Source organism: Clostridium sp. (assembly GCF_036642255.1).
In the GTDB taxonomy this organism is placed as follows: Bacteria; Bacillota; Clostridia; order Clostridiales; family Clostridiaceae; genus Clostridium_J.
Window position 1 is genome coordinate 1 of record NZ_JAVWDJ010000027.1, and the last position, 19,595, is coordinate 19,595.

Consider the following 19,595-nt stretch of genomic DNA (forward strand, 5'->3'; position numbering starts at 1 on the left):
CCTGCGACCTCATGGTCCCAAACCACGCGCGCTCCCATCTGCGCTACACCCCGAAATATCATTTACCCCTGCCGTTATGTTCTTATTTATTAACCCCAGCGACAATAGTTATTCTACAACATTGCATTTAATTAGTCAACACTTTTTCATCACTTTTTTAAAAAAAGTAATTACTTTTTTTATTGACATGGACAAAGCCTTGATTTTCCAATGTTTCCATCAACTATACTTTTATGATTTTTTTTCATATTAATATTTAACAACAAGAGTTTTCATGACAAATTTAATGTATCTTAAATTATAAATTTTATAAATATTTTAGTTCTATAAAATTTTAATATTTATCAAATTAAAGACAAAAATATTTTTAGAATATTACATCTGAAATTAGACCAAATTCACCTTATAAAAAATGCAATTAAGGGAAGTAGTTCAAATCTTTATCTATGTAAAGTTCTTATTACTCCCCTAAACATACATCTATAGCATTTCTTCTTCACCATTACTTTAAATTTCAACTAATCTAGGTGATATTAGTGCATTATGTATTTCTATAATAGCTACTGAGGGTTTATAACCATTTCGAGGTTCACTTATACTTCCAGGGTTAATATAGTATATCCCCTCTTCTTTTTCTATTTTTCTTATATGTGTATGACCATACAACACGATGTTACTATTTGTCTCCAAAGCTTTATATCTTAATTTAAAAGTATCAAGTTTAACACCATAATTATGTCCATGTGTTAAAAATATATTTATACCTTCTATTTGTTCCACTTTTTCTAATATACCTTCTGCAGATGAATCACAATTACCTCTAATAGGTACAATAGGTACATCTATTTTGTTTTTTAAAACTTTACAATCTTTAACGTAATCGCCTAAATGATAAATGATATTACAATCCTTCAGCTTTAAAATAGCTTTTTCTATGGCTAACAAATCTCCATGGGAATCACTTAAAACCCCTATTTTCATGTTTTCACCAACTTTTATAAATAATTCTTTAGCTTTTCTTTCAACATTTCTAGGGCACGACCTCTATGGCTAATTGAGTTTTTAACTTGTGAAGGTACCTCAGCAAAAGTTGCGTTCAATTCAGGTACATAGAATAGTGGATCATATCCAAAAGCTTCAGTTGTCTTATACTCTTCAAGTATTAACCCACCTACTTCCCCTTGCACCTTTATAATAGTATCTTGATTAACAATTAGCACCATAGCACATATAAATTTTGCTTTTCTATTCTCTAGGGGAATTCCTTTGAGTTCTTTTATTAATTTTTTGTTATTTTCAATATCATTACCATGGTCTCCACTATATCGTGCTGAATATATTCCCGGTGCTCCTCCTAGTGCTTCTACAGATAACCCCGAATCATCAGCTAATATCATATAATTTGGAGCAGCTAAGGAAATTTCTCGCGCTTTAAGCTCAGAGTTTTCCATAAAAGTTTTTCCTGTTTCATTTACATCTATATTTATTCCTGCTTCTTTCAAACCTAATACCTGCAAGTGAAAATCTTTTAGAATCTCTTTAATTTCATTTATTTTATGATTATTATTACTAGCAACAATTAATTTCTTCATTTTATATCTCCTTTATATCTATTATAAATTAAAAAGTTCATCTGCTTCAGGTGGCTCAACCTCATGGTCTTTATTATTAACTACTAATATACCTTTACACGAGGTAATTTTCCCAATAACACTTCCGTTAATCCCTTGCTCTTTCAGTTTATCAACAAGTTCATAGCCATTTTTACAAGTGATAATCATGCTCCCTGATGATATAAACTTTAAAGGATCAATATTAAATTTTTCACAAAGTTTCTTAGTGATATTAGTTATAGGCATTTTATTTTCATAAACTTTAAATCCTACATCACTAGCTTTAGATAACTCCCAAAGAGCTCCCAAAACCCCTCCTTCAGTTATATCATGCATAGAATTAACTTTTAACCTTCCTGCTATCTTTCCCTCTTCTACTACACTTAAATAATCTATGTACCTTTTAGCTTCCTGAATTTCTTCATCTTCTAGGATTTCCCTAGATTTTTCATGGAAATCATTTACCAATATAGATGTGCCCTCAAGGCAAAGATATTTTGTCACTACAATATCGTCTCCAATTTTAGCTCCTGCAGTAGATATAGCTGAGCCCACTAATCCCTTTCCAATAGCTGTGCAAGATATTATCACTTTGTTAACTGCTTCTGTAATTTCAGTATGACCTCCAATAACTTGTACATTTAGTTTTGAAGTTTCTTGGTGTATTTCTCTCATGATTTCATGTAATTCATCTAAAGTTGTAGTAGGTGGTGCCAAAATTGTTACCAAAACCCCTAACGGTTCAATGCCACAGGATGCAATATCATTACAATTTATATGTACAGCAATCTTCCCTATATTTTTGTCGGCGCCTGTAACAGGGTCTGTTGAAATTACACACTCATAGTCACCGTAATTTATTACAGCACAATCCTCCCCAACACCATTACTTATTCTAACTTCATCTCTTGTTATTCCCTTATGATTATCAATAATATATTTTAAATCGTCCCAATTAAGTTTACCTACTCTCATAATCATCCTCCTTATATTTTTTTAAAAGTATTTATGATTTAAGCACATTTTTCACTTTTCAATCATATTATTAAATATAATTAATATTTTGGTGGTGTTACGTTGAAATATATAGGACCTTTTTTAAGAATTAATGTTTTAGACAATAAAAACATACAAAGTCAATTATTCTACTTATCAAAAGAATCTATAAGACACATAGTTTTACATTCTGGTTGCGGAATAGTATCAAAAAATGATGATTTAAAATCTAAATCTTTACCTAAAAATGATGATATCATAAATAGTACTATTTCTCCACTATTATGTATTTATAGGAAAGCCGATGGAAAACTTATAAATGAGAATGGCAAACTAAACTGGAACCATAAGAAGTTTAAGAAGGAAATTAACATTACTTCTAATGCCTATATGACTCTTTCACTCCTTGAACTTGTAGATTATTACAATAAATTTGTTGATATTGATAATAAAAAATACTCTTTAAAAAAATACTATCTCGATCTAGTTGGAGAACAACTTGAATTTTTTGCTCTCCATTGCAGAAACTGTGAAGGAGTGTTTATAGACAAATATGATTCTACTGATCCAATGTCTAAAGAATATAACCTAACAGATAAAGATCTAAAATTTAACTTTTCAACCCAGGCACTTTTAATGGCTGCTTACTATAAGTATTCAACCTATTGTAAAAGTTCTGATGAAAATCAATTTAAGAACTTTTCACTAGATATCTTAGATATGTTTAAGCATTATAAAAATGAGGTCTATAATATTCCTCATGATGAACTAGTTAATGTTTGTTTTGCCTTTAATGTTTTCTATAAGCACTCAAATCTAGAAGATGCGAAAATACTTCTTTTAGATTTTTCAGAATTAATGATAGAAAATTTAAAACACCTTCCTTCTTCAGTAATTAAAGAAAAAATTGATGTATCTTGCCTTGCATATATTAACTGTATGATGTTATATAAAGAAACTAATATTTCGAAATTCAAGGATGCTGCTAACAAAATTTATATAAATCTTGAAAAATTATATTTGCCTGAGAAAGGTATCTTTATAAAAGATTTAGATGAAAAAGAAAATAAGTTCACTTGTGAAGAAATAATACTCTACTTGTATATGATGATTATTAAGAATCATTTTGAAAGTGATAAAAACCAAGAAATAGATTTTTCAAAAATTAATAACATATATAAAAATCAAATAATTAACTCTGGGATAATTTTAAGTTGGCCAGATGCTCCTTCTCTTGATGACGTTGAGCGATATAGTGATTTTACATCTAAATCAGATGATTTGCTTAAAGATGATTACTTTAGAATGTCTTCAATGCCGAATCCCGAAAACAATGAATTAGCTCCTATATTCATCAAATATGTTACTCTCAATAGAAGGAAAGAAAGCTATAAACAATACAAACATAGCTTTGATGCATCTAGAAATATGTTTTTATTCTTTTTAATTTTATTTCTTGACAGAGATTATAAGGATTAGTATTAATTGATTTTTAATTTAATTGTAAAAATTAAACTAGTAGGAATTATATTTCTTACTAGTTTAATTTATTTATATTATTTGTCCACACTTATATATTCTAATCTAATATTACCAGAGGAAGAGGCATATACACCATATATATTAGGTTTTATACATATTTGAGTATTTGCATAATATATAGGTACTGCTGGCAAGTCGTTTTTTAATAATTCTTCACATTTCTTATAAACTGAAGCTCTCTTTTCTTCGTCAATTTCGTACTTTACACTTCTAACTAATTCATCATAATAAGAATTATTATATTTAATTTTATTTTCTCTTGCTTTACTATCCCATAGTTCATAGTATAATGATAAATCATTGAATATAGGGGTAAATTTACTGAGATAAATATCATATTCTCCCTTTTGAATTACTTGATCTAATATTTCATCTTTATATCCTTTACATATTATATCAATTTGCAAATCTTGAGAGATATTTTTCGATAAATCTTCTGCAACTCTTTTATTGGAACTATTCTCTTCATAAACTAAAATTATTTTTTCTTGCCCAGTAAAAGTAGTTTTCTTTAGATATTCAATGCCTTTTTCTTTGTTTCCATAAGTATCAAAACTTTTTTCCATTGAATTATCTTTAGGAACATATAAAGATGCTGGCTTTGCAAAGTCTTTTGAGATTTGCTGGGCATAATATTCCTTTGAAAAAGCAGTATTCAATGCATTTCTAAAATTTATATCACCAATAAGATTGTCACTGTGAATATTAAAATTAAGGTAATACACAGTGCTACTTGAGAATCCTCTTATTTTCCCCTCTTGTGATAGCCTTAAGTATTCATTAATTGGAGATTCTGTCATGATATCTACGCTATTATTTTTATCATTAAGCTCGAAACTTGCTAAAGCTTTCTCTTCATCTTCTACAAAGGTAACTTTTATTTTTTCATCAGTAACTTCATTGCTATTATAATACATATCATTTTTAATTAACCCAAAGTCTCCATTATCATATATTTTTTCAATAGCAAATGGACCTGTATATTTTACATTTTTATAATTTAAAGTACCTTTTCCTAATTCTTTATAATCTCTTAACACGTAAACAGGCTCACATAATATTTTAATAAAATATGGACTTTTATAATTAAGTCTTATAACCAATGTATTTTTATCTTTTGCATTTATTGCAACATTATCAAAACCAACTTTTCCTTGAGCGAAGTCCTTTGCTCCGAAAATACAATATAATTGGGAAGCATAAATATTACTCTTATCCTCCAAAAAACTCTTAAAAAAATCCAGAAATTCTTCTGATGTTATTTTTTCTCCATCACTATATTTTAGATTCTCCTTAAGAATAAATGTATACTCTAATCCATCTTCTGAAATTTTATATTCTTTTGCTAAAGATGGAGTAATTTCACCTTCCATATCTTCAGTTACCAGCCCTTGGAATAGAGCAACTAACAAGTCTTTTTCCCTAATATTATAACTGCTAGTCATTATCAAATTATTTGGTTTCACACCTAAGTTATATGTGATAAAATCACTTGAAACCTGATCTTTATTTTCCTTTTCTACTGAAATGGAGCATATTATTATTCCTAATATAAAAATTATATAGAATAGCTTTTTCATAGCAGCACCTCCATTAAGAATTAGATATATCATATAAATTTAAGCTATCTTTAAAATTATCTACAAGTCCTTTAAAAATAATCCAAAATATAGTAACTTTTCTATATAAAAAGTGTTAACACATATTAATATTTTTATGCTATAATACTTTTAATCGAAGAGTTTAAAATTAGAAATTTATACATATATTTCTTAGGAGGTAACCCATGCTAGATATTATTTTAAAACTATTAGTTATTATTTCAATTATAATCTTTACTTTTATTGGTATTTGGAGTTTTGTTCTATTCAACTCTTTTTATAATCAAATTAGATATGGAAACTACCTTCTTGAGAAAGTTTCTCATAATATCCATACCCTATCTAATAATTTGAAAAAGCTCTATGAAAAGGAAGATTTCATTTCAGAAGCCAATAATAAAGATATTAAAGATAGCCCTTCCTTAAAGTAAATCATCCTCTGTAATTTAACTATAACTAAAAATATCTATACATATATAAAAACTCCCAAAGGAACAAATCCTTTGGGAGTTTTTATTAAATTCGTACTGTACCTTACTTGACTCCCCAGAACATAAATATGAGAATAAAGTTAGCTAAAATCAAAAAAATAGTTGCATACAACATATACTTTTCGCCTTTTTTATTCACAATTATTTCTAGGCTCCATAATATAAGGGTTATGAAAAGTGATATCTGAAACAGATGGTAATTGTTGAAATACTTACTATAAGAAATATTATACATAGATAAAATAGTTAGTACAATTACTATTACAGTAATTGTCATGGCGGCCCAAAGAATCAACTTAATACTTCTTTTCACCTATTTCCCCCTAACCATTTCATCGAAATCTGCTTCCTTCAATATCGGAATACCAAACTCCACCGCTTTATCATATTTAGATCCAGGATCAGTTCCAACTAGTACATAATTTGTTTTTTTGCTAACACTACTTGAAATTTTAGCGCCTAAACTTTCTAACTTTTCCTTAATTTCACTTCTTGAATAGTTTTCCAATGCACCAGTTACTACTATAGTTCTATCTTTAAAGGGGCTTTCTTCCTGTACTAAAACCTCTTCATATCTAGGATTAACTCCTAATGCCAGCAATTCATTGATACTATTAGTAACCTTTTCTGATTTAAAAAACTCTACTATGCTATGTGCTACTATGTCTCCTATATCTTCAACCTTAATAAGTTCTTCAAAATTTGCACCGCGAATTTTTTCCAAAGTCTTAAACTCTTTTACTAAATCTTTGGCAGTTTTTTTTCCCACGTTAGGAATTCCAAGAGCATAAATAAATGATGGTAACTCGCATTCTTTGCTTTTTTCTAAGGCATTTAAAAGATTACTTGCCTTTTTCTCTCCAAATTTTTCTAAGGTTAAAAGCTGTTCCTTTTCTATTCTAAATAAATCTGCAATGGATTTTATATCTAATTTCTCAAATAGCGCTTCAGCAGTTTTTTCACTAAAGCCTTCGATGTTCATTCCTTCTCTACTTGCGAAATGAACTATGCTTTTAACCATTTGTGGTTTACAGGATAAAGTATTTTCACAGAATAGGTGAACCCCTTGCTGTATTATTTCAGAACCACAACTTGGGCAGTATTTCGGCGCTTCAATGTCTTTAACATCCTCTACATCACTCTCAACGGTACCCATTATCTCAGGAATCACATCATTAGAACGACGCACAAAAACCTGTGAACCTATCTTTACTCCTTTTCTATGTATGTCATCCATATTATTTAAAGTTGCCCTTTTTACAGTAACCCCACCTAATTCCACTGGTTGTAGCAATGCTGTAGGGGATACTCTTCCACTTCTACCTACATTCCACTCCACTCCAAGCAGTGTGGTGGTAACTTCTTGTGCTTCAAATTTATATGCTATTGCCCACTTAGGAAACTTAATGGTATATCCTAAATGTTCTCTTGTCTTCATGTCATCAATAGCAATAACAACTCCATCAATATCATAATCCAGGTCATTTCGTATGGATTCTATGTAATTAATTTCTTCCTCAACCATTTGAAATGTAGTACATGTCTTAAAATATGTATCTACAGGAAGCCCCATGAGTTTTATAAAATCCATCATCTCTTCATAAGAATTAAACCCATTTCCTTCTTTATAGCCTACATCGTAAAAAAATGCTGATAAGTTCCTTTTTGCTGTTTCCTTGACATTTAAATTTCTTAACGCTCCAGCAGCACCGTTACGTAGATTTTTAAGAGGTACTATTACTTCATTATTGTATTTTTCGAAAGCACCTTTAGTCATCACTGCTTCGCCATGCACCTCAATAATTGTATCATTATCAATCTTAAGTGGAATAGACTTTATAGTTTTTACTTGTGCTGTTATATCCTCACCTATTTCACCAGTACCTCTTGATGCAGCTGTAGCTAAAACCCCTTCTTTATTGTATGTTAAATTAATAGATAACCCATCAAATTTTTTGGTTAGGATATAAACTAAAGAAGGCAGTTTATCTTCATGAGTTTTGTTATAATCTTCTACAACCTTGATATTTTTATTATGCCAATCTTTTAAATCTCCAATATTTTGTGCTTTATCTAAACTCCAAAGCGGTGCTTTATGATAATGTTTCTTAAATTCAGGCAGTACAACATCGCCTATCCTTTGACTAGGAGAGTGTGGTAAAACCTCTTCTAACTCTATTTCTAAGGCTTTAAGTTCATCATACTTCTTGTCATACTCCACATCAGAGACAGAAGGATTATCTAAAACATAGTACTCATAGGAGTGCTTATTAAGTTCTTCTACTAGTTGTAACATTCTAGTCCTTTTATCCATTTTCTTACCTTCCTTAATAACTATAATAGTTCTAATGGCGCAGCATTTAACATTAGCTTTTTAATTCCCATATTATTAAAAGCTATGGTTACAATGCTTTCACCACCATTTTGAGAAATTGACACAACAGTTCCTATTCCAAATTTACTATGCTTAACCTTACGCCCAACGGATAGTTCATTTACATCTATATTCTTTCTAACTTCAGTGTTATTTATTATAGCGGTTGCAGCTTGATTAATTCTACTGGATTGCATACCTCTTAAATTGTGTGGATTATTATTATAGCTACTTTTAGTTTCGCTTTTTAAAACATTTACTGCTCTAGAATTTCCACTTACTAACTCTTTTAAACTTAATGGAATTTCACTAACAAAATCTGATACTGAGTAAGAAACAGTTCTTCCAAATATCATTCTTTGCTCCGCAGAAGTTATATATAAACTTTCTTTTGCTCTAGTTATCGCCACATAGCAAAGTCTTCTCGATTCTTCCATTTCAGTAAAACTATTTAATGATGCCATCCCAGGAAATATTCCATTCTCCATACCCACTATAAATACCACTGGAAATTCAAGTCCTTTAGCACTATGCACAGTCATCATAACTACCGAGTTTAATTCATCTTCTAAATTATCAATATCTGAAACTAGGGTCACTTTTTCAAGAAAAGCTGAAAGTGATTTATCTTCTGAGGTTTTTTCAAAAGCAACTGCATCAGAAACCAACTCTTTTAGGTTCTCGATTCTACTTTCATCTTCAGCATTTTTAGAAGCTTTTAGCATATTCATGTAACCTGTTTCTTCTAAGATTGCCATTATAAGTTCAGATACAGGCATATCGTCTACTCTCGCGATAAAACTATTAATGAGACTAATAAACTTATTAATAGATGTTACCGCTCTAGAAGATAAGTCAGAAATAACTTCAGCATCTAATAAGGCATTATATAAACAATCTTCACCTGAATTTGCAAATTCTTGAACCTTAGCTATGGTAGTATCTCCAATATTTCTTTTAGGTTCATTTACAATTCTTCTTAGACTTACATCATCTACAGGATTATTTATAAACTTTAAATATGCCATAATATCCTTTATTTCTTTTCTATCGTAGAATTTAAGCCCTCCAACTATTTTATATGGAATTTCGTTTCTTCTAAAAGCTTCCTCAAACATACGAGATTGCGAATTCATTCTGTAAAGAATCGCAAAATCTTTAAGTGATCTTCCATCTTCTTTTATTAATCTTTTAATCTCACTAACTACAAAATTTCCTTCATCAATATCACTGAAACCTCTATAAACCTTTAATTTTTCTCCTGGTTCACTTTCTGTTCTCAGTTGTTTTTCTTTCCTTTGTGCATTATTTCTAATTACCATATTAGCAGCTTCTAAAATATTTGACTTGGATCTATAATTTTGTTCTAACTTCACCACTTTTGCACTAGGAAAGTCTTTTTCAAAGTCTAAAATATTACTTATGTCTGCACCTCGCCATGCATAGATACATTGATCATCATCACCCACAACACAAATATTTTCATTTTCATTTACTAAGAGTTTCACCAATTCATATTGAGACTTATTTGTGTCTTGATATTCGTCCACCATTATGTATTTAAATTTTCTCTGATAAAATTCTCTAACATCATTATGTTCTCTTAATAATTTTACTGTTAAATAAATTAAATCATCAAAATCAAGAGAATTATTTGCTTTTAATTTTTTCTGGTAGAGAAGATAAGCATCTGCAATTTTATTTTGTCTAAAGTCATTTTCATTATCTTTCTTAAATTGAGTTGCTGGAATTAAACTATTTTTTGAAGAAGAAATCTTACCAATAATCTCAGAATCAGTTATATCCTTTTCATTGATATTTAACTCCTTCATACATTGCTTTACAAGAGCTTTAGCATCATAAGTATCATATATTGTAAAGTTTTTATTATATCCTAGCTTGTCTATTTCTCTTCTTAGAATTCTTACGCAACTTGAATGAAAAGTAGATATCCACATAGCATCTGCTACTTCGCCTACAAGTACTTTTACTCTCTCTTTCATTTCGCCTGCAGCTTTATTTGTAAAGGTTATTGCTAATATTTGAGATGGAAATATCTCTAAATCTTTAATCATATGAGCAATTCTATAAGTTAATACTCTTGTTTTACCAGAACCTGCTCCAGCCAGTATTAAAAGTGGTCCTTTTACAGTTATTGCTGCTTCATATTGTTCTTTGTTTAATAGCTTTTGTAAATCCATTTAATCACTCCTAACTTAAACTATGTTGTAGTTTAAATTTGCACTATTTTTAATTATACCATACTTTCTCTATACTAAACAAAAAAAGCGACAATGTCGCTTTTTAAAACCTATAATAAGGAAAATTTATAAACCTTCTTCATCCTTCCACTTGATGCGCTCAAAAATAATTTTATATCCATCATTTCCATAGTTCAAAGAACGATTCACTCTACTTATAGTTGCAGTGCTTGCTCCCGTCGTACTAGCAATATCTAGATAAGTTCTTTTCTCCATTAACATCCTTGCCACTTGAAGTCTTTGTTCTATAGCTTTTATCTCATTTATTGTACATATGTCTTCAAAAAACTTATAAAATTCTTCTCTTGTTTTTAAGTTAGCGATACATTCAAAAAGAAAATCCATTTCCTTACTTTCGAGTTTAGAGTTAAATTCTTTCATTGTTATCCCCCCAAATTCTAGCTTTTGTGCACTTTATATTATTATTATAAGTTTAATGTATTAAAGTGTAAATACAGAATATTTGTCTAATTCAAATATTTTTATATTTCTTTTGATTTAAGCAAGAAACAGTTATTAGGATTATCAAGAAAAACTCCAATTAATTTATTATATTTTTGATTACGAAGCTCATATCTAAAATTATACTATAAAATAAAAAAGAAAAAGACTAAAGTAGAATTACTACTCTAGCCTAAGTTTACATTTATTAAAATTACCGATAATACTAGTATGATAGCTGAAAAAACTGTAACTTTAGCTAAAAAAGCTTCTTTCGTTTTAGTTTTATTCCTAGAATAGAAAGTCTCGGAAGTTCCAGAAATTAAGTTATTTAATCCACTTGTTTTGCTAGGCTGTAAAATTATTGATATTATAACAGTTAATGCAGATATAATTAATACTGCCATAAGAACTTTTAACATATGTACACCCCCTTGCGAATATAGGTCATTTATTCCAACACACTTTATTCTAACATAGTAATAATATTTTTACAATTATTCATATTAAATTCCATGCATTACTTAATTTATTTTTACATGTATATGAAATTATAATAGCTATCCAGTTTGGCTATTTACTTAAAAGCCATTTTTAATAAGCTCTTTATTATGAAGTCTATTTAATGCTATATTTGTAATTGTATAATTTTATTACTAAAACAACACAAGCAGAGAGATGTTTCTCTCTGCTTGTAATATATTATTTTTTTCTAAGATTATAGAAGGATTTCAATCCTCTATATTCTGCCATATCACAAAGTTCTTCTTCTATTCTTAGCAGTTGATTATACTTAGCTACTCTTTCACTTCTAGCTGGTGCACCAGTTTTGATCTGGCCTGCATTCATTGCAACAACTAAATCTGCAACTGTAGTATCTTCTGTTTCTCCTGATCTATGAGAAACAACTGCAGTATATCCAGCTCTTGAAGCCATTTCAATAGCATTAATTGTTTCAGTTAATGTTCCTATTTGATTAAGTTTTATTAATATTGAGTTTGCAATACCTCTCTCAATGCCCATTTCTAGTCTCTTAGTATTAGTAACGAATAAATCGTCTCCAACTAACTGAACCTTATGTCCTAATTTTTCTGTAATGTGTTTCCAACCTTCCCAATCCTCTTCTGCCATTCCATCCTCAATAGAGATAATTGGATATTTATTGCATAAATCTACATAATAATCCGCCATTTCCTCTGGAGTTAGCATTCTACCCTCTCCAGCCAAATTATACTTACCATTCTCAAAGAATTCAGAGGATGCAGGGTCTAATGCTATAAATATATCTTCCCCAGCCTTAAATCCAGCTTTTTCTATAGCTTCCATTATAACTTTTATAGCCTCTTCATTTGATGCTAAATCTGGAGCAAAGCCACCTTCATCGCCAACTGCTGTTGCCAATCCTTTTGATTTTAAAATAGATTTAAGTGAATGGTAAACTTCTGCACCCATTCTTAAAGCTTCACTAAAAGAAGATGCACCACAAGGCATTATCATAAACTCTTGTAAGTCCACATTATTATCAGCATGCTTTCCACCATTTAATATATTCATCATAGGAACCGGTAACACCTTTGCATTAACTCCACCTATGTATTGATATAATCCTAATCCTAAGTATGCAGCGCCTGCTCTTGCACAAGCAAGTGAAACACCTAACATAGCATTAGCTCCCAGTTTTCCTTTATTTTCAGTACCATCAATATCAATCATTGTTTTATCTATAGATACTTGATCAAGTACGTTCATACCTATTAGCTCTTCTGCAATTATATTATTTACATTGTCTACTGCATCCAGCACTCCTTTTCCATTATAGATGGATTTATCCCCATCTCTTAATTCTACTGCTTCAAATTGACCTGTAGACGCTCCTGATGGTACTGCTGCTCTTCCTACAGTTCCATCTTCTAAAACAACTTCTACCTCCACAGTTGGAAAGGCTCTAGAGTCTAATATTTGTCTTGCATAAACATCGATAATTTCTACATATTGTTTCATAATAATTCCTCCTAACAACATTGAATTTTATTATTTTTAAAATATTCTGAACTTGTATTATTTTATAATACACAATAAGTTTACACTTATTGTGTACATTTTTCATATTATCACATTAATACTATGTTTAAACCACATTACTTGTCTTTAAATTTATGTTTAGAATATATTAATTCTATACTTAATATATTCTAAATTAGAGATTCTCCAGTCATTTCCACTGGTTTTTCTAGATTCATAACTTGTAACATAGTTGGTGCAATATCTGCTAGTATTCCACCTTGTCGTAATGGTTTTGCATCTTTTGCTACATATACAAAAGGAACCAGGTTAGTAGTATGTGCAGTCATTGGTTTTCCTGTAGAATAATCTATCATACTTTCCGCATTCCCATGGTCAGCAGTAATAAATAGGGTTCCATCTTTTTCAAGAATTTTATTTGCTATCCTACCTAAACAAGAATCTACGGTTTCTATAGCTTTTATAGCCGCTTCTACAACACCAGTGTGACCAACCATGTCTGGATTTGCAAAGTTTAGTATAATCATATCATACTTATCTTCATCTAATAAGTTTATCATTTTATCAGTGACTTCCTCTGCACTCATTTCAGGTTTTAAATCATAGGTGGCAACCTTTGGAGATGGTATTAAAACTCTATCTTCATCTTTATTAGGTGTTTCTACTCCACCATTGAAGAAAAAGGTCACATGTGCGTATTTTTCTGTTTCTGCTATTCTTAATTGTTTTAATCCTTTGTTACTTATATACTCACCTAAAGTATTAACATAACTTTCAGTTCTATACGCAACCTCAACATTTTCTATAGTTTTATCATATTGAGTCATGCAAACATAAGTTAAGTCCAACTGTTCTCTTGAAAAACCATTAAATTCTTTATCATTTAATGCACGAGTAATTTCTCTAGCTCTATCAGGTCTAAAATTAAAGAAAATAATAGAATCCTTATTTTGAATTTTAGCCATTGGTTTTTGTTGCTTTAATATTACCGTTGGAAGTACAAATTCATCATTTTTATTATCATGATAAGCAAGTTCCACTGCTTCTTGTGGTGTATTAGCCACATTTCCCTCACCATTTACCATTGCATTATAAGCTAACTGTACCCTTTCCCAACGATTATCTCTATCCATAGCATAATATCTTCCTGAAATAGTAGCAAAACTACCCGTCTCTTCTTCTAACATATGCTGCTCTAATTCATTAATGTATTGTAATGCTGAAGTTGGAGGAACATCCCTTCCATCAAGAAATCCATGAACGTATACCTTTTTTAAACCCTTTTCTCTACACATAGTAATTAGCGCTTTTACATGGTCGATGTGTGAATGCACTCCCCCATCAGACAAAAGTCCCATTAAGTGTAAAGAAGATTGATTTTCTATTGCTTTTTCAATAGCAAGGTTAAGGGCAGGATTTTTATAAAAATTACCTTCCTTAATCTCCTTAGTTATTCTTGTTAATTCTTGATAAATTATTCTTCCAGCTCCAATATTTAAGTGACCAACTTCTGAGTTTCCCATTTGGCCTTCAGGAAGTCCTACATCTAAACCACTAGCTGAAATAGCAGTATATGGATAGTTCTTTAGTAAATTATCATAATTTGGCTTTTTAGAAGCTCTAACTGCATTTCCTTCAACGTTATCACTTAAACCAAATCCGTCAAGTATCATAAGCATTACTGGTTTTTTTGGCATCCTAAATTATCCCACCCTTTAAATTAGTAATTAATAATTGCACTGAAATCTTGTGCCTTTAAGCTTGCTCCACCTATAAGTCCACCATCTATATGTTCCATTTCCATTTGTTCTTTTATAGTAGATGGTTTAACAGAGCCGCCATATTGTATTCTAACACTATTTGACACATCTTTTCCATATAATTTTTCTATTACTCCTCTAATAAATCCAATTGTTTCATTAGCATCAGCTGCTGTGGCAGTTTTACCAGTTCCTATGGCCCAAATTGGTTCATAGGCAACAACTATGTTACTAACATCACTGGCTGGAATTCCCTTAAGGTCTAGTTTAATCTGAGTTGATAAAACTTCTTCCGTAATATTAGCTTCTCTTTCCTCTAATAACTCCCCTACACATAAAATCGGAGTTAATCCATGATTAAAAGCAGACTTTAATTTTAAGTTTACTGTTTCATCAGTTTCATTAAAATATTGCCTTCTCTCACTATGTCCAATTATAACAAATTCTACTCCTAGATCATTAAGCATAATTGGCGACACTTCTCCAGTAAAAGCTCCATTATCCTCAAAATGCATGTTTTGAGCTCCTACCTTAATATTAGTCCCTTTGCAAGCTTCCACAACTGCTGGCAAGCTTAAAAATGTAGGACAAACAACTATATCACATTGTGCTTCCTTAACTAATGACTTTAATTCTTCAACTAAAGTTACAGCTTCTAATATTGTCTTATGCATCTTCCAGTTTCCAGCTATTATAGGTTTTCTCATAATTATTCCCCCAGTATATCATTATTTTTATTTATTATTTAAAGCAACAATCCCAGGTAACTCAATACCTTCTAAGAATTCTAGTGATGCTCCACCGCCAGTGGAAATATGTGTCATTTTATCACCCATTCCAAAGATATTAACTGCAGCAGCACTATCTCCTCCACCTATAATCGTTGTTCCATTACACTTAGCCATTGCTTCTCCAACAGCTTTTGTTCCTTTACTAAAGTTTTCAAATTCAAATACACCCATTGGTCCATTCCAAATTATTGTGTTGGACTTCATAATTGCATCATTGTATCTCTTTATTGTGTTTGGTCCTATATCCAGTCCCATATATCCTTGTTCAATATTTTCATTATCAGTTGTTATTGGTTCTGCATCTTTTGAAAATTCATTAGCTACTATATGGTCTATTGGAAGTAACAAATTAACATTTTTTTCTTTAGCTTTTTTCATCATATCAAAAGCATAGTCAATTTTATCCTCTTCAACTCTTGATATACCTACATTATATCCATTAGCCTTCAAGAATGTATAAGCCATTGCACCACCAATAATTAGGTTATCAACTTTTTCTAAAAGATTATTGATAACATTAATTTTATCTGATACCTTAGCCCCACCTAAAATTGCTGTGAAAGGTCTAACTGGATTTTCAACAGCATCTCCTAAAAATCTTAATTCTTTTTGTATTAAGTACCCGCATACAGAAGTTTCAACATAATTTGTAACTCCTACAGTAGAGCAATGAGCTCTATGTGCAGTACCAAATGCATCATTTACAAAAATATCACAAAGAGATGCTAATTCCTTTGAAAAATTTTCCTCATTCTTAGTTTCTTCTTTTCTAAATCTGGTGTTTTGAAGAAGCATAACTTCTCCTTCTTTTAACTCATTTACAGCAATAATTGCCTTTTCTCCAACTACATTATCATCATCTACAAAAATAACTTGTGTATTTAAAAGTTGTGTTAATCTTGAAGCTATTGGTTCTAATGATAATTCTTTTTTTGCTTCTCCTTTTGGTTTCCCTAAGTGAGAACATAATATTACTTTTGCACCTTTTCCTATTAGGTAGTTTATTGTTGGTAAAGCTCCGACTAATCTATTTTCATCAGTTATAGCTCCATCCACTATAGGTACATTAAAGTCACAACGTACTAATACTTTTTTATTTTTCACTTCTATATCTTCTATAGTTTTCTTATTAAATACCATTTTTATCCCTCTTTCTTTAGCTTAAAATAAAGACTAATTTTATAGTTTTTAATCTATTTAAGACGCAAAGCTTTTCTTACCGAGAACCTCTTTACGCTAAAATCACGATAGAATTGACTTATTGATTATTAAAGCAAAAATCTAGTTCTATAGTTTGTCTACGGAACTAGATAATTTAAAGTATTATTTATGATAAAGTATCACTCATTAAAAACTTTATATACATAAAGTTTACATATAGTAAACCTATCAATTACTATTGTACAACTAAAATGGATTTTAGACAATAATCTACAGTCTATCTGCTACATATTTTGTTAAATCTGCTAATCTATTTGAATAACCCCACTCATTATCATACCAAGAAACAACTTTTACTAAGTTGCCTTCTATAACCATAGTTGAAGGTCCATCAACTATAGAAGATCTTTCATCTCCTCTATAATCTGTTGATACTAGTGGATCATCAGTATACCCAAGTATTCCTTTTAACTCACCCTCAGCAGCTTTCTTAAATGCAGCATTAATTTCCTGTGCAGTAGCTGGTTTCTCTAATTCACAAACTAAGTCTGTCATTGAAACTGTTGGTGTTGGAACTCTTACAGCCATACCATTTAATTTTCCTTTTAATTGTGGTAATACTAAAGCTACAGCTTTAGCTGCACCAGTTGTTGTAGGTATCATAGCCTCTGAAGCTGCTCTTGCTCTTCTTAAATCATCATGTGGAGCGTCTAATATTTTTTGGTCATTTGTATAGGAGTGAACTGTTGTCATTAATCCTTTAATAATACCAAATTCTCTATCTAACACTTTAGCAAAAGGAGCTAAACAATTTGTTGTACATGAAGCATTGGATATAATGTTATGATTTACTGAGTCATATTTTTCTTCATTTACACCAAGTACAATTGTGATATCTTCATTTTTAGCAGGGGCAGAAATTAACACCTTTTTAGCACCTGCTTCAATATGCGCTTTTGCCTTATTTGCATCGGTAAAGAATCCTGTAGATTCAATTACTATATCCGTTCCTTGAAGTCCCCATGGAATATTTTTTGGATCTCTTTCAGCAAAAATTCTAATTTCTCTACCATTAACAATAATTGAGTTTTCAGTAGCTTCCACTGTTCCATTAAACTTTCCATAAAGTGTATCAAATTTCAATAAATGTGCTAATGTTTTTGGATCAGTTAAATCATTAATAGCAACAACCTCAAGACTATCACTATATTTTCCAACTAAAGCTTTAAACACATTTCTTCCAATTCTTCCAAAACCATTGATTCCAACTCTTATCATTTAAGTAACCTCCTAAAATAATGTTTCTAATAGTTAGTTTTATAATTAAAAATAACTTGACATATCACAGATATTATATATCAAACTATAAGATATGAATAGTAAAAATTAACTTATCTTATAATTGTGACTATCTTTACATTTTAAACTAATGAAATATTCATTTGATATGTTAAGGATACTTAAATAAATCATTAACTAAAGTTAATAAATAAGTTTATATCCTTAAAAGTTCTATAATTTCTCTAGCGGTAGCTTCATCTGTAACTAATACACTATTGGTTTTATTTTTTTCAACAGATATTATTGCCTTAGCTTTATTTATATCTGCTGCAACTGCAATCATATGTGCTACTTCATTTATTCTATCATTAGGGATACCTATAAATGGCATTGAATATACAATTTCACCATTCATATTAAAATAATGACCAAAGGCTTCTCCAACACCACCAGACTTTTCTATGTTAGAAATAATATCACATGGTAAATTTCTTTTCTCACACATAATTTTAGACAAGCCAATTCCATGAATTAACATAAAGGAATGCTCAATCATCTGAAAAGTTCTTTTAATTTCCTCTTCATTAAGTAAAGTTTCAAAAGCACTTTGACTTAAATTATCTGGTATATGTAATAGTTCATAAGTAGCTTCAAGTTTATTTGCTAGTGACTGAACTAAAGTATTAGATTGAATTTCTATATCTTTTCCCATACCGCCTCTTGCTGGGATAATCTTTACATTTTTGAACTTATTTACTTTTTGAAAATTATCTATTACTTCCTTTACTGTGTGTCCCCCTGTTAATGAAATTATAATATCATCTTTTAACATACTTTTAATGTAGTTAGCAGTGGCTTTGCCTATTTCACCCAGTAATGAAGTATCCTTATTTATGTTACCAGGAATTATTATTGCTTTTTTAATATTTAAAAGTTCCTTTATTTCTAGTTCTAGTTCATGTACACCCTTTGCTTCACCAATAAATAACTTTAACCCTTGTAAAACTTCTTCGCCTTCCTGGGTTACTGACATTCCTAATGTATTAACATCTATGAGATTCTGTTCTTTTAGAAAATCTGTTTCACTTCTTACAACTCTCTCACTTAAATTTACGCTAGAAGCTAAAAGTCTTCTTCCAATAGGTTGATGATATCTTATATTTCTCAAAACATCATATCTGATTTTTAAAACTTCTAACAATTCAGGTATAAGTTTTTGCTGTAGTTTTAATAAGTCTTCCATGTCTACTCCTTTGGACAT

17 protein-coding genes are annotated in these 19,595 nt (G+C 30.2%); 2 read left to right on the plus strand and 15 right to left on the minus strand.

Annotation, left to right across the window (positions count from 1 at the left end; translation table 11 throughout):
- Nucleotides 1-507: 507 nt before the first annotated feature.
- Genes RR409_RS14005 through RR409_RS14015 form a run of 3 tightly spaced genes read right to left on the minus strand, consistent with a single transcriptional unit; the run spans nucleotide 508 to nucleotide 2,588 of the window.
- The gene (locus RR409_RS14005; RefSeq protein WP_332558391.1) at nucleotides 508-981 is read right to left on the minus strand and encodes a metallophosphoesterase; all 474 of its coding nucleotides are present in this window, start codon (nucleotides 979-981) and stop codon (nucleotides 508-510) included.
- Nucleotides 982-995: 14 nt separating this feature from the next.
- A complete protein-coding gene (locus RR409_RS14010; RefSeq protein ID WP_332558392.1) occupies nucleotides 996-1,592 on the minus strand; it encodes an XTP/dITP diphosphatase in 597 nt (198 codons plus the stop codon).
- A 21-nt stretch (nucleotides 1,593-1,613) separates the two neighbouring features.
- Nucleotides 1,614-2,588, minus strand: a complete 975-nt coding sequence (locus tag RR409_RS14015; RefSeq protein WP_332558393.1) for an AIR synthase family protein — start codon at nucleotides 2,586-2,588, stop codon at nucleotides 1,614-1,616.
- A 102-nt stretch (nucleotides 2,589-2,690) separates the two neighbouring features.
- Between RR409_RS14015 and RR409_RS14020 the strand changes: the two genes are divergently transcribed.
- The gene (locus tag RR409_RS14020; RefSeq protein ID WP_332558394.1) at nucleotides 2,691-4,088 is read left to right on the plus strand and encodes a hypothetical protein; all 1,398 of its coding nucleotides are present in this window, start codon (nucleotides 2,691-2,693) and stop codon (nucleotides 4,086-4,088) included.
- A 77-nt stretch (nucleotides 4,089-4,165) separates the two neighbouring features.
- On the opposite strand, the gene RR409_RS14025 is transcribed toward RR409_RS14020, so the two are convergent.
- Nucleotides 4,166-5,731, minus strand: a complete 1,566-nt coding sequence (locus RR409_RS14025) for a peptide ABC transporter substrate-binding protein (protein WP_332558395.1) — start codon at nucleotides 5,729-5,731, stop codon at nucleotides 4,166-4,168.
- A 206-nt stretch (nucleotides 5,732-5,937) separates the two neighbouring features.
- On the opposite strand from RR409_RS14025, the gene RR409_RS14030 reads away from it, so the two are divergent.
- On the plus strand, nucleotides 5,938-6,183 hold the full coding sequence (locus RR409_RS14030) for a hypothetical protein (protein WP_332558396.1): 246 nt from the start codon (nucleotides 5,938-5,940) through the stop codon (nucleotides 6,181-6,183).
- A gap of 103 nt (nucleotides 6,184-6,286) precedes the next feature.
- On the opposite strand, the gene RR409_RS14035 is transcribed toward RR409_RS14030, so the two are convergent.
- From RR409_RS14035 to RR409_RS14085, 11 genes are all read right to left on the minus strand, one after another.
- A complete protein-coding gene (locus RR409_RS14035) occupies nucleotides 6,287-6,556 on the minus strand; it encodes a hypothetical protein (RefSeq protein ID WP_332558397.1) in 270 nt (89 codons plus the stop codon).
- Nucleotides 6,557-8,557: an NAD-dependent DNA ligase LigA gene (gene ligA, locus RR409_RS14040; protein ID WP_332558398.1), complete on the minus strand. Its 2,001-nt coding sequence runs from the start codon at nucleotides 8,555-8,557 to the stop codon at nucleotides 6,557-6,559.
- Between the two features lie 20 nt (nucleotides 8,558-8,577).
- On the minus strand, nucleotides 8,578-10,818 hold the full coding sequence (gene pcrA / locus RR409_RS14045; protein WP_332558399.1) for a DNA helicase PcrA: 2,241 nt from the start codon (nucleotides 10,816-10,818) through the stop codon (nucleotides 8,578-8,580).
- Nucleotides 10,819-10,944: 126 nt separating this feature from the next.
- Nucleotides 10,945-11,259 carry a YerC/YecD family TrpR-related protein gene (locus RR409_RS14050; RefSeq protein WP_332558400.1) on the minus strand — a complete coding sequence of 105 codons (315 nt, stop codon included), beginning with the start codon at nucleotides 11,257-11,259 and terminating at the stop codon, nucleotides 10,945-10,947.
- Nucleotides 11,260-11,507: 248 nt separating this feature from the next.
- Nucleotides 11,508-11,741, minus strand: coding sequence for a preprotein translocase subunit SecG (gene secG / locus RR409_RS14055; protein ID WP_332558401.1), 234 nt, complete (start codon nucleotides 11,739-11,741; stop codon nucleotides 11,508-11,510).
- Nucleotides 11,742-12,021: 280 nt separating this feature from the next.
- The gene (gene eno / locus RR409_RS14060) at nucleotides 12,022-13,320 is read right to left on the minus strand and encodes a phosphopyruvate hydratase (protein ID WP_332558402.1); all 1,299 of its coding nucleotides are present in this window, start codon (nucleotides 13,318-13,320) and stop codon (nucleotides 12,022-12,024) included.
- 191 nt (nucleotides 13,321-13,511) lie between these two features.
- Nucleotides 13,512-15,038: a 2,3-bisphosphoglycerate-independent phosphoglycerate mutase gene (gene gpmI / locus RR409_RS14065; protein WP_332558403.1), complete on the minus strand. Its 1,527-nt coding sequence runs from the start codon at nucleotides 15,036-15,038 to the stop codon at nucleotides 13,512-13,514.
- A 23-nt stretch (nucleotides 15,039-15,061) separates the two neighbouring features.
- Entirely contained in the window at nucleotides 15,062-15,808 is a 747-nt protein-coding gene (tpiA, locus tag RR409_RS14070; protein WP_332558404.1) for a triose-phosphate isomerase, read from the minus strand.
- Between the two features lie 27 nt (nucleotides 15,809-15,835).
- On the minus strand, nucleotides 15,836-17,032 hold the full coding sequence (locus RR409_RS14075; protein ID WP_332558405.1) for a phosphoglycerate kinase: 1,197 nt from the start codon (nucleotides 17,030-17,032) through the stop codon (nucleotides 15,836-15,838).
- Between the two features lie 291 nt (nucleotides 17,033-17,323).
- A complete protein-coding gene (gap, locus tag RR409_RS14080; RefSeq protein ID WP_332558406.1) occupies nucleotides 17,324-18,331 on the minus strand; it encodes a type I glyceraldehyde-3-phosphate dehydrogenase in 1,008 nt (335 codons plus the stop codon).
- Between the two features lie 217 nt (nucleotides 18,332-18,548).
- Nucleotides 18,549-19,595: a sugar-binding domain-containing protein gene (locus tag RR409_RS14085; protein WP_332558407.1), complete on the minus strand. Its 1,047-nt coding sequence runs from the start codon at nucleotides 19,593-19,595 to the stop codon at nucleotides 18,549-18,551.

What these genes read in the sequence shown, in the direction of transcription:
- RR409_RS14085 (WP_332558407.1), bottom strand. Translation starts at nt 19,595, where the DNA reads ATGTCCAAAGGAGTAGACATGGAAGACTTATTAAAACTACAGCAAAAA.
- RR409_RS14030 (WP_332558396.1), top strand. Translation starts at nt 5,938, where the DNA reads ATGCTAGATATTATTTTAAAACTATTAGTTATTATTTCAATTATAATC.
- RR409_RS14025 (WP_332558395.1), bottom strand. Translation starts at nt 5,731, where the DNA reads ATGAAAAAGCTATTCTATATAATTTTTATATTAGGAATAATAATATGC.
- ligA (WP_332558398.1), bottom strand. Translation starts at nt 8,557, where the DNA reads ATGGATAAAAGGACTAGAATGTTACAACTAGTAGAAGAACTTAATAAG.
- RR409_RS14075 (WP_332558405.1), bottom strand. Translation starts at nt 17,032, where the DNA reads ATGGTATTTAATAAGAAAACTATAGAAGATATAGAAGTGAAAAATAAA.
- RR409_RS14010 (WP_332558392.1), bottom strand. Translation starts at nt 1,592, where the DNA reads ATGAAGAAATTAATTGTTGCTAGTAATAATAATCATAAAATAAATGAA.
- eno (WP_332558402.1), bottom strand. Translation starts at nt 13,320, where the DNA reads ATGAAACAATATGTAGAAATTATCGATGTTTATGCAAGACAAATATTA.
- RR409_RS14050 (WP_332558400.1), bottom strand. Translation starts at nt 11,259, where the DNA reads ATGAAAGAATTTAACTCTAAACTCGAAAGTAAGGAAATGGATTTTCTT.
- RR409_RS14015 (WP_332558393.1), bottom strand. Translation starts at nt 2,588, where the DNA reads ATGAGAGTAGGTAAACTTAATTGGGACGATTTAAAATATATTATTGAT.
- tpiA (WP_332558404.1), bottom strand. Translation starts at nt 15,808, where the DNA reads ATGAGAAAACCTATAATAGCTGGAAACTGGAAGATGCATAAGACAATA.
- secG (WP_332558401.1), bottom strand. Translation starts at nt 11,741, where the DNA reads ATGTTAAAAGTTCTTATGGCAGTATTAATTATATCTGCATTAACTGTT.
- gpmI (WP_332558403.1), bottom strand. Translation starts at nt 15,038, where the DNA reads ATGCCAAAAAAACCAGTAATGCTTATGATACTTGACGGATTTGGTTTA.
- RR409_RS14005 (WP_332558391.1), bottom strand. Translation starts at nt 981, where the DNA reads ATGAAAATAGGGGTTTTAAGTGATTCCCATGGAGATTTGTTAGCCATA.
- pcrA (WP_332558399.1), bottom strand. Translation starts at nt 10,818, where the DNA reads ATGGATTTACAAAAGCTATTAAACAAAGAACAATATGAAGCAGCAATA.
- gap (WP_332558406.1), bottom strand. Translation starts at nt 18,331, where the DNA reads ATGATAAGAGTTGGAATCAATGGTTTTGGAAGAATTGGAAGAAATGTG.